Raw genomic sequence first — 14266 nt, forward strand, 5'->3', positions numbered from 1 at the left:
CACCATTCAACATTAGAGGCACTGAGCGGCCAGGTCTTGATGACCTGGCCGTTTTTTTATCCGCGGCCGCCTGAACAAACAAAAACCCCCGCCGGAGCGGGGGTCTTAAAATCGTATCGGGACGTTTAAGTCCGAAGATCAGGCAGCCTGTTCGACTTCTGGTTCGCGCAGCACGTAGCCGCGGCCCCAGACAGTTTCGATATAGTTCTTCCCTGATGTTGCTGCGGCGAGCTTCTTGCGCAGCTTACAGATGAAGACGTCGATGATCTTCAGTTCCGGCTCGTCCATGCCACCATAGAGGTGGTTGAGGAACATTTCCTTGGTAAGGGTCGTGCCCTTGCGCAGGGAAAGCAGCTCGAGCATCTGGTATTCCTTGCCCGTCAAATGGACGCGCTGGCCGCCAACTTCGACGGTCTTGGTATCCAGATTGACCTTGAGGTCGCCAGTCACGATGACCGATTGGGCATGGCCCTTCGAGCGACGGACGATGGCGTGAATACGTGCGACAAGCTCATCCTTGTGGAAAGGCTTGGTCATGTAGTCATCGGCGCCAAAGCCGAGACCACGAACCTTGTCCTCGATGCCGGCATTGCCGGAGAGGATCAAGATAGGCGTCTTGACCTTAGAGACTCGCAAGGTGCGAAGAACCTCATAACCGGACATGTCCGGCAGGTTCAAATCGAGCATAATAATGTCATAATCGTACAGCTTGCCGAGGTCGATACCTTCCTCGCCAAGATCTGTCGTGTAGACGTTGAAGTTTTCAGACTTCAGCATGAGCTCAATGCTCTGTGCTGTCGCACTGTCATCCTCAATCAACAATACACGCATGCCAATCCCCTTATGTTGCCTTTCCTGGGCAAGTCGCAACGGCTCTGTCGGTGCCTGCTACGTAGGACTGTTATTAACCCCGACCCAAAGCTAGTCGTTTATGGTTAACAAAATCTAATTCGTAGCGGCAAGCTCCAGGGGAAGTAATCTGTGAAAAACGGCAAGTTCTTGAGTCCGCTGAAAAAATGCCGGAATCAAGGAGCTTAATGTTTTACATTAGGAAGCGGTGCTAACCGACTCCGTTCAGATTCATTCTCCACAAAACTGCTGGACCCTGAAATGGCTCTCGCCTGTCAACGTTCCGTTCATTAAGATTAAGCAGAGACGTAAACGATAGGTTACCAAAACCGTTAACTGCTGAAAGGAATTCGATTTGAAGTCGCTTTTTGCCGAAATCGATTCGCTTATGGCGACTGAAATTTACGGTCGGGTCGTCGCCGTGCAGGGACTTTTGGTGGAAATTGCTGGGCCAATCCACGAAATGAGCGTGGGTTCGCGACTCATGATCGACAGTGGCGAAGACAATCCGAAAGTTCCGGCCGAGGTTGTGGGTTTCAGGGATAACCATGCTCTGTGCATGCCGTTCTCCGGTCTTGAGGGTGTCCGGATGGGCTGCAAGGCCGTTATCACGGCGCGTGACAGCGTTGTTCATCCTGCGAACGGCTGGCTGGGCCGGGTCGTAAATGCCCTGGGCGAACCGATCGACGGCAAGGGCGATCTGCCCGGTGGCGAGGTTACCAGAAAATTGCGCAGCTCACCGCCGCCGGCGTCTGATCGCGCCCGCGTTGGAGGACCCTTGGATCTTGGCGTGCGTGCGCTGAACACCTTTGTGACCTGCTGCGAGGGCCAGCGCATGGGCATCTTCGCCGGTTCAGGCGTCGGCAAGTCCGTGCTCATGTCGATGCTTGCGCGCAACACGGACTGTGACGTCGCCGTCATTGGACTGATCGGTGAACGTGGCCGTGAGGTCCAGGAGTTCATTGAGGATGATCTGGGCGAGGAGGGGCTCGCCCGTTCGGTAGTGATTGTTGCGACATCCGACGAAAGCGTCTTGATGCGCCGTCAGGCGGCCTATCTGACCATGACGGTTGCCGAGCATTTTCGCGATGAAGGCCAAAACGTGCTTTGCATGATGGATTCGATCACCCGCTTTGCCATGGCGCAGCGGGAAATCGGCCTCTCGATCGGCGAGCCTCCGACCTCGAAGGGCTATACGCCGACGGTTTTCACCGAGCTGCCGAGACTTCTCGAGCGCGCCGGCCCAGGCAAAGTCGGGAGCGGCGCGATCACCGGTCTTTTCACAGTGCTCGTGGAAGGGGACAATCACAACGAGCCGGTGGCCGATGCAGTTCGCGGTATTCTCGATGGCCATGTGGTGATGGAAAGAGGGATCGCCGAGCGTGGGCGCTATCCGGCCATCAATGTGCTAAAGTCGGTTTCCAGAACAATGCCGCGCTGTGTGCCGTCAGAAAATCTGCCGGTCCTGCGCCGGGCCAAGCAGCTTTTGTCCACCTACACGGACATGGAAGAGCTGATCCGCCTGGGCGCCTACAGAAAGGGATCTGATCCTGTGGTGGATGAAGCGATTGCCCGTTTCGAGCCGATGGAGGCGTTTTTGAACCAAGGTAAGGACGAGGCAACCTCGCTGCAGGATGGTTATTTGCAGCTTGCCAACCTTTTGGAAATGACTCCGGGGTAGTATCGGTCTGCTAGGGGAGTATTGAGTAATGAAAACCCGAGACAGTCTAATTCGCCTGAAGCGTTTTCAGGTCGATGACAAACGGCGGCAGTTGTCTCAGATCGAGACGATGATCGCAGAATTCAACCGGATGGCCGACGAACTCGACGACCAGATCCGGAGTGAACAGGAACGCGTCGGTATTACCGATGTGGGGCATTTCGCCTATCCGACGTTCGCAAAGGCTGCGGCAACACGCCGTGACAATCTGAAAAATTCCGCGCTGGAATTGGATGAGCAGCTTGAGCGTGCGCGTGATGAGCTGAATGAAGCCATCGAAGAACTGAAAAAGTTCGAGCAACTGGAAGAGCGCGACCAGCAGCGTGAGCGCACGGCCCAGGAAATTGCCGAACAGGATCAGCTGGACGAGATTGCGGCCCGCGCCCGGGGGCGCTGATCAATCTTTTTCTGCTCTCCTGGCGGATCTGTACTTTCATAAAGGCTCGAAGCGGTAAACCGGTTCGGGCCTTTATGCTGTCTAGCTCAAGCTGGTTCGCGTCTGGGCTGTGTTATAGGTTCTGCGAAGATAGGCTCTTGGGCCTGCTTTTGCCGATCCGCGATTGGGTCGGGCTCCTCCTTGAGAAGGTTTTCAGCCGCGCATGCGTTTTGCCATTGCCTTGTTGCTTCCCGTCGCAACGTTTTCCTTTGCTCTCGGGCTGACCCTACCGCTCATGCGGTTCGAGAGGTTGTTCATTCTGGAGGATCGGCCGTCGCTGGTGGATATGGTTCTGGTGCTGTGGCGCGATCAGGAACATGGTCTTGCCGTCCTGATCGGAGCGGTCTCGATCGGATTTCCGGCCCTGAAAATCCTGTTGACCCACGTCGCCGCGCTGTCAGGTAGCGCGAGCAGATCGCTTCACTTCCTGAGCATGGTCAGCAAGTGGTCGATGCTTGACGTGATGCTGGTTGCGCTGGTGTTGTTTGCTGCAAAAACGAGCGGATTGGCGGCAGCCAGTGTGCTGCCCGGCCTATGGTTTTACGCAGCTGCCACGCTCACAACGGCACTGGCCGCATTCCTTTGCGCGCGTCGCAAAGTCCTTAAATAGCGGCAAGACGACGGGTTGTGTCGCGCCGCGGTCGAACCCTGCGCTTGGCTGCAAATGCGCCATCGCCGCGGCGCTTTTTGCCCGCGTTTTTGCCAGTCTGGGCAGCGACATAAGCCGAGATCCATTCGGCGGCCTTGGAACTTGGAATCCGCAGATGCTTGCAGCGTGCCTTTGCCAAAAGCGAGAAGGCATCGGTCGACAGGCCCGCGGATTGAGCGATGGCGACGATCTGTTCGACATCTCCCTTGAAGACCGCGTTTCGAGCGGTGCCGGCCGCAACTCGCGCCTGTTGGCCAAGAAGGTCGGCAACGTGCGCGAGGCGCTCATCCTGCAGCATCAAGACGACGAGTTCGTTCAATGAGATTTCGCTGGCTTGCGCATAGTCCCAGAGGGGCTTGCCGTCCAGCTGGTCGATCTTGGCGCCATGTTCCTTGCGCAGCTCACGCAGCCTGGCAAGCTTGTCCAGGTCGGACTTGGACAGCACTCCGGTAATCAGCTTCTGCAGACGCTTCTGGGTTGCTCCGCGAACATGGGGCATGAGCATGGTGCAGACGGTCGGGGTGAGGTCGGAGCGAAGGGCCAGATCCTCACGCAGCACAACATCCTGAACAGCGTGGCGCACGAGCGCCTTCAAGGCGATTTGTGAAAGACGTATTTCCCGGTTGCCGGCCAGGATGCGGTGAACGACCTTCGACCCGCGCCGAACCAGCTTGTCGGAGACCTTGGTGTTGATGTCCGTGCGTCTGGCGAGAACCTGGAGATGCTCGTCATCCAGCTCTTCGGCCAGCCGGAGAAGGTTCTCCGGGTTGAACGCCGGGAATTTTTCAAGCACCGGCAGAGCAATCGAGATGTCGTCACTCGCAAGTGTCATGGCAAGGTTGATTGGCGTACGGAGCTCCGACGCGATCTTGCGCGACAACTGGATGCGATCAGGTTTTGGCGCGCTGGTGTAGAGCAAAACAGCGATCTCGCCGAACATCTGCAGCTCCTCTTCGGAGCGTTTCTCGATGCCGCGAACGAGAATATCTGCCAAACCAAGCATCAGCGCACCGCGCGCTTCGGCCGTGTTTTCCTTTGCCATTTCAAGCAGCTGATAAAACATCCAGTCCCCCATAGGCGGAACAGTACAACTAACCTTGTTAGAACTACGTTATGAAACATGGTGAATTTTTGGTTTCAGTCTGGGCTTCCGTGCGCCTTCCAACGTGATCGCGGCTTGCATTTGCCGGCATGGCGTGGAAAGCCCTTGGAAATCTTCTGGCGGCTCCGCCAGCGCGCGGTATCAAGAGTGAAATTGAGAAGGAAAAGCCATGCTGAACGGTAAGCATTTGATCGATGGGGCCTGGGTCTCAGGTGGCGGGACTTTCCAGACGGTCAATCCGGCAACCGGAGAGGTCCTTCAGGCCGCCGTTCAAGACGCTGATGCCGAAACGGTCGCCAAGGCAGCCGAAGCTGCGGAACGTGCGTTTGCAGATTTCAGCAGCACCTCGACCGCAGATCGGGCGAATTTCCTCAGGGCGATTGCCGACGAGATCGAAGCGCGCGGTGCTGATCTGACGGAAATTGGATGCAAGGAGACGGCGCTTCCCGAAATGCGTCTGAACGGCGAGCGAGGCCGCACCACAGGCCAGTTGCGGCTGTTCGCGGACTGGATCGAGGAAGGCAGCTGTTTCGATGCGCGGATAGACCGGGCGTTGCCCGATCGTCAGCCACTGCCACGGCCGGACATCCGGCTGATGCTGAAACCCATTGGTCCTGTCGGCGTCTTCGGCGCCTCGAACTTCCCGCTGGCGTTTTCGACCGCAGGCGGGGATACGGCATCTGCCCTGGCAGCAGGGTGCCCTGTGGTTGTGAAGGGGCATCCGGCCCATGCGGGTACGGCTGAGATTGTTGCAGAAGCGATCCGTGTTGCGATTGAAAAGACCGGCATGCCAAGCGGCACATTCGGTCTTGTCCAGGGCGCGAGCCAGGCCTCCGGCGGTGCTCTGGTGACGCATCCCCTGATCAAGGCCATTGGCTTTACCGGATCCTTGCGCGGTGGCCGTGCCCTCTTTGATCTGGCTGTATCCCGGCCGGAGCCGATCCCATTCTACGGCGAGCTCGGGTCGATCAACCCGACCTTCTTGATGCCGCAGGCGCTCGCGGCGCGCGCGGATGAAATTGCGACCGGGTGGGCGCAGTCTCTGACGATGGGTGTTGGGCAGTTCTGCACCAATCCAGGCCTCGTCATTGCGCTCGACGGGCCGGATCTGGATACCTTCTTGAAAGCGGCCTGCAAGGCGCTTGGAGATGTCGCGGCCCAGACCATGCTGACCGCAGGTATCGCCAAGGCGTATGCGGCTGCAATTGCAGAACGCGAGCAAAGCGGCAAGGCGACAGTCGCAATGAAAGGCGAGGGCACTGGCGGCGCTTGCGATGCAGCTCCGGTGGTCTTTGATGTCAGCTCCGAGGTGTGGCTGGAAAATCCCGCCCTTCACGATGAAGTTTTCGGCCCGGCGGCGGTTGTCGTGCGCTGTGCCGATGCGGCGGCGGTCATCAAGGTGGCTGAAGCTCTTGAGGGACAGCTGACGGCAACCTTCATCATGGATGATGCCGACCTGGAAGCGGTCTCGCCTCTGCTTCCGATCGTTGAGAGGAAGGCGGGGCGCTTGATCCGCAACAACTTCCCGACCGGTGTCGAGGTCAGTCATGCGATGATGCATGGCGGTCCCTATCCGGCGTCGACAGATGTGCGCTCCACGTCGGTTGGAACAAAAGCGATCGAGCGCTTCCTGCGGCCGGTCTCTTACCAGAATTTCCTGTCTGACATGCTGCCGCACGCCATTCAGGATGGAACGGAAACCCCGCGCCTGGACAATGGCAAGCGGTCCTGAAGGCGAATGTCCGGTCCGAGTTGGGGAAGGGCGCATGAATATGCGCCCTTTTCTGTTTGTGCGTGGAACGGTAACGCTACCTTGTGCGTTAAAAACGGGGTATTGCAGCGCTTGAACGGAGCCAAGCAAGACACTTCGACCAGACAAGCAATCGGATTTGAATGAATGACAGCTTCTGCCCGCATTTCTGCAATCGCCTTTCTTCTGTTTGCCTGTGTGGTGCTGCCGTCCGTTTCTTTTGCGCAAGGGATACCGCTTACCGGGTCCGCGACTTCATCGGAGAGTTCCGGGGAGGCGAGTGACACGGCGAACGCCGAGCCGTCGCTTGATGCGGCCAGTGAGGCCTTGATCAAGGTTCTGCAGAACCCGGAAAGTCGCGACGCGCTGATCCAGCGTTTGAAAGAGCTGCCTTCAGATCAAACCGGGGAGACGAGCGCAAGCGGTGCCGCGCAAGCGAGCGGTGAAGGGGCTGCCAGCGCTTCGCAGACCGATGGCGATGCCGCGGCCACAGGCAATGATCAGACCTTTGCCGTTCGCCTTGGGCAGTACACGCGTTCTACCGTCGACAGCGCAGTTGCGAGCTTCGCACGCGTCCGGCATGCTCTGAATGGTCTGGTGCTTCTGGCCAACGGCGACGTGCAGGTGCGCTGGGAGAAAGCCCGGCAGGCGACGATTGAAGTGGTGCTGGTCCTGGGAGTTGCCTTTGTCGTTTTTCTCCTGGGCCAGCGGCTGCTTCACATGTTCTTCCAGCGCTACGTTCTCAAGGCGCAATATGGCGGTGTGGTCATGCGGGTCTTCCTGCTGGCTGTCACCACGCTTGCAGATCTCCTGACGGTCGGGGCGGGCTGGGCCGCTGGCAACAGCGCTGCGCTTTTCACGTTCGGAGGGCTTCAGAGCGGCGCGTCTCTGCTCGAGAGCCTGGCGCTGAACGCGTTTCTGATGACAGGCGTTGCCAAAGTCGGGCTTCGCTTCGTGTTTGCGCCGGAGCGGCCCATGCTGCGGCTTTTGCCTTTTGATGATGCGTCTGCAGTTTACTGGGCGAAACGCCTCGGTTTCGTCGTGTCCTTCTTCGGCTACGGGCAGATGCTGGGCGTGCCGGTGGCCAATCTCACTGTGTCCTTCGTCGTTGGTAACGCGGTTCGGGTGCTCGTGGTGCTGCTTGCCGCCGTGTTCCTCCTCGCGCTCGTTCGCAAGAACAGCCGTCATGTTGCGGAAGGCATCAAGACCTATGCCCAGAACCTTTCCAGCGATCTGGCGCAACGGATCCTGGTCGGGGTGGCCGAAGTCTGGCATTGGCTTGCGTATCTCTACATTCTGATGGTGCTCGGCGTGTGGATGTCTCGCCCATTTGACGCAGTTGCCATCGTCATGCAGGCGACCGGCTATTCGATCCTGACGATCATGGGCGGGTTCCTGGTGTCATTGGCCATCACGCGGACCATCACCGGAGGCATCAGGCTTCCGGAAGACGTGCGCACGAACCTTCCTGCGCTTGAAACGCGGCTGAATACCTTTTTGCCGCGGATGCTGAGGATTTTGCGTTTTGTCGTCTTCGCCCTGACGGTTCTGGTCCTGCTCGAAATCTGGGGTGTCTTGAGCCTGAGCAACTGGCTGACGTCGCCGAGCGGCGTTGAGCTGCTGGGGCGTTACGGCTCCGCGGCGCTGGTGCTTCTGGTCGCCTTCGCCATCTGGCTTGCGGTCATGTCATGGGTTGACCTCAGGCTTCGCGAACACGCGGGCTATGTGGTGACCGCGCGCGTCCGGACGCTGTTCCAGTTGTTCCGCAATGCATTCACCGTCGTGATCATCGTGATGGCGGCGTTGCTGTCCCTGTCCGAAATCGGGATCGATATCGCGCCGTTGATTGCCGGTGCAGGTGTTGTCGGTCTTGCCATCTCGTTTGGCGCACAGACCCTGGTCAAGGACATCATCACGGGCGCCTTCATCCAGATCGAGAATGCCATCAACGAGGGGGATGTGGTTACGGTCGGCGGTGTCACGGGGACCGTCGAACGACTGACCGTCCGCTCTGTTCGCATGCGTGACCTCGAAGGCACGACACACATCGTGCCGTTCTCTTCGGTCGATATGGTCTCCAATTTCATGCGCGACTTTTCCTACCATGTCGCGATCATCGGCGTTTCCTACGACACGGACATCAAGCATGCCAAGGCAGCGCTGCTGGAGGCATTCCAGCGCTTGCAGCAAAGCGAGTACGGTGGCCGGATCATTGGCGATCTGGAGATGCATGGCGTCACCAACTTCGGCGACAGCGCGATTGATATCCGCGTGCGGATCAAGACCACGCCTGGCGATCAGTGGTCGACCGGGCGCGCTTACAACGAGTTTGTGAAGGAAGTCTTCGACGAGCTGGGCATCGAGATTCCATTCCCGCAGGTGACGTATCATTCGGCGGTGCCCGCCGCTCCGGCGGAGGCTGGTGCCCTGCCTCCATCTGAAAAAGAAACAAAGGGCCAGGCCAAGCCGAGAAAGACGCCCGATGTCCCGGCTTTGGATACCTCCATCGCACCTGACGAATAATGCATGCATTGTTGAAAATGATAAAAAACCGCCGCTGGATGCCAGTGGCGGTTTTGTTTGATTGAATTTCGTAAAGTTTCGTTTTATTTTCGCTTTCAGGGATAAATCGCGTTTGTGAGCGCGAGCAAAAGGCTCCGGGAGAGAAGTGAATGACGCCCGATTATGATCTCGTGGTGATCGGCGGTGGGATCAATGGCACCGGTATCGCGCGCGACGCAGTTGGCCGGGGAGCATCGGTTCTTCTGGCGGAAATGGGCGATCTTGCAGGGGCAACGTCCTCCGCGTCGACGAAGCTGATCCACGGCGGACTGCGGTATCTCGAGTATTACGAATTCGACCTGGTGCGCAAAGCGTTGAAGGAACGCGAGGTCCTTTGGCGGGCCGCGCCGCACATCATCTGGCCGTTGCGTTTCATCCTGCCCCATCACAAGGAACTGCGCCCCGCCTGGCTGCTGCGCCTGGGGCTTTTCCTCTATGATCACCTTGGCGGCCGCAAGCTTCTGCCGGCGACAAAGACCGTCAAGCTCGATCAGCCGCCGTTCTCTCATGGCCTCAAGGCCATGTTTAAAAAGGGCTTTGAGTATTCCGACTGTTGGGTCGAGGATGCGCGCATGGTGGTCCTCAATGCACGCGATGCCGCTGACCGGGGTGCGGACATCCTGACACGCACCAAGTGTGTGAATGCGCGCCGGCAAGGCAGCTTGTGGGAAGTCGTCCTCCGCGACCTTGAAAGCGGAGAGGAGCGTACGGTGACGGCTAAGGCTCTGGTCAATGCGGCCGGGCCTTGGGTTGCCGACATGCTGTCCGGTGTCGTCGGTGCGAACCGGACCTCAAACGTGCGTCTGGTCAAGGGCAGCCACATCGTGGTCCGCCGGCTGTTTGATCACGACCGCTGTTTCATTTTCCAAAATGGCGACGGCCGGATCATTTTCGCCATTCCCTATGAGCGCGAGTTCACGCTGATCGGAACGACAGATGTCGACTATGACGCCGATCCGGACGAAGTGAAGATTTCGGATGGCGAAGTGGAATACCTTTGCCAGTCTGTGAGCGAGTATCTTGAGACCACGGTAACGCCGGAAGATGTGATCCACACCTATTCCGGTGTGCGCCCGCTTTACGATGACGGTGCCGAAGACGCCAAGGCCGCAACACGTGACTACGTGCTGGAGCTTGAGGGCGGCGAGGACGACCGCGCTGCCCTGCTTTCGGTTTTCGGCGGCAAGATCACCACCTACCGGAAACTGGCTGAACAGGTGCTCGAGAAACTCGAGCCATTCCTGCCCTTCAAGCGCGGCGTCTGGACAGCTTATGCGCCGTTGCCGGGCGGTGATTTTGGCCCGCTTGATTTCGATGCCCAGGTGAGTTCGCTTGAGGCAGACTTCCCCTTCCTTGCGAAAGTGCATGCCGAGCGTCTGGTTCGCGCCTATGGAACCGATGCACGCCTGTTCCTGGCAGATGCGAAAAGATCAGAGGATCTTGGCACGTGTTTCGGGGCGGATCTGTACGAACCTGAAGTGCGCTGGCTGATTGATCGGGAATGGGCGCGCGCCGCAGAAGACATTCTCTGGCGCCGGTCGAAGCTGGGTCTGCATTTCTCCGAGACTGAAACAGCTGCTCTCGAGGCATTCATCAAGCGCTATCTTGCGGAAAAAGCCGAAGCTGCTGCATAAAACCAACAAGACAGAGGTGATCTGCGCTTTCAGCGACAGGTCCCCATCCACATAGGGAGAAGTTGCCATGGCGGGTGCCATTCTGGCCATCGATCAGGGAACCACGTCCAGCCGTGCGATCGTGTTTGGCAGTGACTTTCAGCCGATCAGCGTCGGCCAGATGGAATTCAAGCAACATTTTCCGAAATCCGGATGGGTCGAGCATGACCCTGAGGACCTTTGGTCTACGACCGCCGCTGTGTGCCGCGAGGCATTGGAGCGTGCCCATGTGTCCGTCGCGGACATCGCGGCCATCGGCATCACCAACCAGCGGGAAACCGTTGTCATTTGGGACCGGAAGACAGGCAAGGCCGTTTACAACGCCATCGTCTGGCAGGATCGCCGGACGTCGGAGTTCTGTGCCAAGTTGCGCAAGGACGGCCATGAGGCGCTGTTCACCGAAAAAACGGGCCTCCTGCTCGATCCTTATTTTTCCGGGACGAAAGTTGCGTGGATCCTCGATCATGTCGAGGGCGTCCGCGAACGTGCAGAGCGCGGCGAATTGGCCTTCGGGACGGTCGACAGCTGGCTGATCTGGCATCTTACTGGCGGCGAGCGTCATGTCACGGATGCGACCAATGCGTCCCGGACACTGCTCTTCAACATCCACGACAATGTTTGGGACGAAGACCTGTGCCGGTTGCTGGGCGTTCCCATGTCCATGTTGCCGGAGGTTTGCGATTGTGCCGATGATTTCGGCATGACCCGGGCGGATCTCTTCGGCAAGCCGCTGCCGATCCTGGGTGTCGCTGGTGATCAGCAAGCGGCGACCGTCGGTCAGGCATGCTTTGAGCCGGGCATGGTCAAGTCGACTTATGGCACCGGTTGCTTTGCCTTGATCAACACGGGCGACAGCCCGGTGACGTCACGCAATCGCCTCCTGACCACCATTGCCTATCGCCTGAACGGCAAACCGACCTATGCCCTGGAAGGGTCGATCTTCGTTGCCGGCGCGGCGGTTCAATGGTTGCGTGACGGCCTTGGCCTGATCTCCTCGGCGGAAGAGACGCAGGGGCTGGCGGAGAAGGCGGACCGGGAACAGCCGATTTACATGGTGCCGGCTTTTGTCGGCCTTGGTGCACCCCATTGGGACGCGGATGCGCGCGGTGCCATCTACGGGCTCACCCGCGCGACCGGGCCGGCGGATTTTGCACGGGCCGCGCTTGAAAGCGTCGGCTATCAGACCTGTGATCTGATCGATGCCATGCAGGCTGACTGGAGCGCGCAAGGCGAGACCGTGCTGCGCGTTGATGGCGGCATGACCGCCTCTGACTGGACCATGCAGTTCCTCGCCGACATTCTCGGCGCGCCGGTCGATCGGCCAAGTGTGGCCGAAACAACAGCGCTGGGAGCGGCCTGGCTGGCGGGATCACGCGCAAGTGTTTGGCCTGGGCAGGAGGAATTCTCCTCAAGGTGGCACCTGGACAGAAGATTTTCCCCGGTCATGGCGAAAAGTGAACGTGATCGTCTTCTTGCTGGCTGGCGCGACGCTGTCCGCCGTACGCGCTCGACCTCTTCGCAGGCGTGATGGCTCACCGTCCCGTGCAGGTTGGTATAATGCCAATAAATACAATCGTTTAATTGTCAGTGGCGAACAGGTTTCCATAAGGGAAACCTGTTCTGCCTGAATAGGGTTCAGCGTAGTCTTTATTACGGCAGCAACCCTTACCTAGTAAAAATATTTCGAAAACGCCCTTAAATTCGAAATTTTTCTGCTGTTGATTTTACTGAAAAAACGGCCTTAGTTTGCCCCGGTCCAAGACACCTCCAAGCCACATTTCATGATGGCAACGTGTCTGGATTCTTCATCAAGGGGAGAACAGTTTGATGAAAATGACGAAAGCCTTGAAGGCTACCCTACTCGGTGTCAGCCTTGCGACGATCGCGGCGACCGGTGTGTCCGCAAAGACACTGGTTTACTGCTCTGAAGGGTCACCTGAAGGGTTTGATACCGCGCTTTACACCGCCGGCACGACCTTCGATGCCTCTTCCAAGCCGCTCTACAACCGTTTGGTTGAATTCAAGCGCGGCACAACGGAAGTGCTGCCAGGTCTGGCTGAGAGCTGGGAAGTTTCCGAAGACGGTCTGGAATACACCTTCAACCTGCGCAAGGGCGTGAAGTTCCACACCACGAGCTTCTTTACACCGTCGCGCGATTTCAACGCCGATGACGTTGTCTTCTCCTTCGAGCGTCAGCTCAAGAAGGACCATGCCTGGAACCAGTACACTGCCGGTGCTGCATGGGAATATTTTGACGGCATGTCCATGCCGGACCTGATCAAGGAAATCGTCAAGGTTGATGATTACCAGGTCAAGTTCGTCCTGAACCGTCCGGAAGCGCCAATGCTGGCGAACCTGGCAATGGACTTCGCTTCTGTCCTGTCCGCGGAATACGCTGACAAGCTGGAAGCTGACGGCAAGATGGAAATGCTGAACCAGGAGCCAGTCGGCACCGGTCCGTTCTCCTTCGTTGGCTACCAGAAAGATGCGGTCATCCGCTACAACGCTTTCGCCGACTATTGGGGTGGCAAGCAGCCGATCGACAACCTGATCTTCGCGATCACGCCGGATGCGGCGGTTCGTCTGCAGAAGCTGAAGGCTGGCGAATGTCACGTGATGCCTTACCCGGCTCCGGCTGACATTGCTGACATCCAGGCTGACGACAGCCTGACCATGATGGAACAGCAGGGCCTGAACGTCGGCTACCTTGCCTACAACACCAAGGTTGCTCCGTTCGACAACAAGAACGTCCGCAAGGCGCTGAACCACGCCATCAACAAGCAGGCGATCCTCGACGCGGTTTTCCAGGGCTCCGGCCAGGCTGCGAAGAACCCGATCCCGCCGACGATGTGGTCCTACAACGACGCCATCGAAGACGATGCCTACGATCCGGAACTGGCCAAGAAGATGCTGGCTGACGCCGGCGTTTCCGACCTGTCCATGAAGATCTGGGCAATGCCTGTGCAGCGTCCGTACAACCCGAACGCCCGTCGTATGGCTGAAGTCATGCAGGCGGACTTTGCAAAGGTTGGCGTCGATGTCGAGATCGTTTCCTACGAATGGGGTGAGTACCTGTCCCGTTCGAAGGCTGAAGATCGTGACGGTGCCGTGCTTCTCGGCTGGACCGGTGACAACGGCGACCCCGACAACTTCCTGGCCGTTCTTCTCGGCTGTGACGGCGTTGGCGGTTCCAACCGTGCCCAGTGGTGTAACGACGAGTTTCAAGCCCTGATCGAGAAGGCCAAGACGGTCTCCGACAAGGCAGAGCGCACCAAGCTCTACGAAGAGGCTCAGGTGGTCTTCAAGGAAGAAGCTCCCTGGGGCACCATTGCTCACTCGGTTGTCTTCATGCCGATGTCTTCCAAGGTCACCGGCTACGTCATGGACCCGCTCGGTGGTCACTGGTTTGACGGTGTCGACATCGCCGAGTAAACCGGCTTGAAAATCAGGCGCCGGCGTGATCAACGCCGGCGCCTTTGTCTATTCGACCGGCGGTCATCCTGCTGTTTCCCGGCAAGATCCGCT

At 58.4% G+C, this 14266-nt stretch carries 10 protein-coding genes; 8 read left to right on the forward strand and 2 right to left on the reverse strand.

Translation table 11 applies throughout. The features are described from left to right. Positions 1–138: 138 nt before the first annotated feature. On the reverse strand, positions 139–831 hold the full coding sequence (ctrA, locus tag IG617_RS11455; protein ID WP_153771958.1) for a response regulator transcription factor CtrA: 693 nt from the start codon (positions 829–831) through the stop codon (positions 139–141). Positions 832–1204: 373 nt separating this feature from the next. On the opposite strand from ctrA, the gene fliI reads away from it, so the two are divergent. The 3 genes from fliI (at position 1205) to IG617_RS11470 (ending at position 3615) form a co-directional block, all read left to right on the forward strand. Next, entirely contained in the window at positions 1205–2530 is a 1326-nt protein-coding gene (gene fliI, locus IG617_RS11460; protein WP_192109349.1) for a flagellar protein export ATPase FliI, read from the forward strand. Between the two features lie 28 nt (positions 2531–2558). After that, positions 2559–2966 (forward strand): flagellar export protein FliJ, encoded by a 408-nt coding sequence (fliJ, locus tag IG617_RS11465; protein WP_192109350.1) that lies wholly within the window; start codon positions 2559–2561, stop codon positions 2964–2966. A gap of 202 nt (positions 2967–3168) precedes the next feature. Continuing rightward, the gene (locus IG617_RS11470) at positions 3169–3615 is read left to right on the forward strand and encodes a paraquat-inducible protein A (protein ID WP_192109351.1); all 447 of its coding nucleotides are present in this window, start codon (positions 3169–3171) and stop codon (positions 3613–3615) included. Here the strand turns inward: IG617_RS11470 and IG617_RS11475 are convergent. Next, positions 3608–4717 (reverse strand): DUF2336 domain-containing protein, encoded by a 1110-nt coding sequence (locus tag IG617_RS11475; RefSeq protein WP_192109352.1) that lies wholly within the window; start codon positions 4715–4717, stop codon positions 3608–3610. The two genes, IG617_RS11470 and IG617_RS11475, sit on opposite strands and share 8 nt — an antisense overlap. Before the next feature lie 208 nt (positions 4718–4925). Here IG617_RS11475 and IG617_RS11480 point away from each other — a divergent pair, with 208 nt between their 5' ends. From IG617_RS11480 to IG617_RS11500, 5 genes are all read left to right on the forward strand, one after another. Next, positions 4926–6488 carry an aldehyde dehydrogenase (NADP(+)) gene (locus IG617_RS11480; protein ID WP_192109353.1) on the forward strand — a complete coding sequence of 521 codons (1563 nt, stop codon included), beginning with the start codon at positions 4926–4928 and terminating at the stop codon, positions 6486–6488. A 165-nt stretch (positions 6489–6653) separates the two neighbouring features. Further along, the gene (locus tag IG617_RS11485) at positions 6654–9029 is read left to right on the forward strand and encodes a mechanosensitive ion channel domain-containing protein (RefSeq protein WP_192109354.1); all 2376 of its coding nucleotides are present in this window, start codon (positions 6654–6656) and stop codon (positions 9027–9029) included. Between the two features lie 149 nt (positions 9030–9178). Then, positions 9179–10702, forward strand: coding sequence for a glycerol-3-phosphate dehydrogenase (glpD, locus tag IG617_RS11490; RefSeq protein WP_192109355.1), 1524 nt, complete (start codon positions 9179–9181; stop codon positions 10700–10702). A 67-nt stretch (positions 10703–10769) separates the two neighbouring features. After that, on the forward strand, positions 10770–12269 hold the full coding sequence (glpK, locus tag IG617_RS11495; protein WP_192109356.1) for a glycerol kinase GlpK: 1500 nt from the start codon (positions 10770–10772) through the stop codon (positions 12267–12269). A gap of 299 nt (positions 12270–12568) precedes the next feature. Next, positions 12569–14173 carry an ABC transporter substrate-binding protein gene (locus IG617_RS11500; protein ID WP_276529820.1) on the forward strand — a complete coding sequence of 535 codons (1605 nt, stop codon included), beginning with the start codon at positions 12569–12571 and terminating at the stop codon, positions 14171–14173. Positions 14174–14266: the final 93 nt, after the last annotated feature.

It is taken from the genome of Roseibium polysiphoniae (assembly GCF_014842925.1).
Taxonomy (GTDB): domain Bacteria; phylum Pseudomonadota; class Alphaproteobacteria; order Rhizobiales; family Stappiaceae; genus Roseibium; species Roseibium polysiphoniae.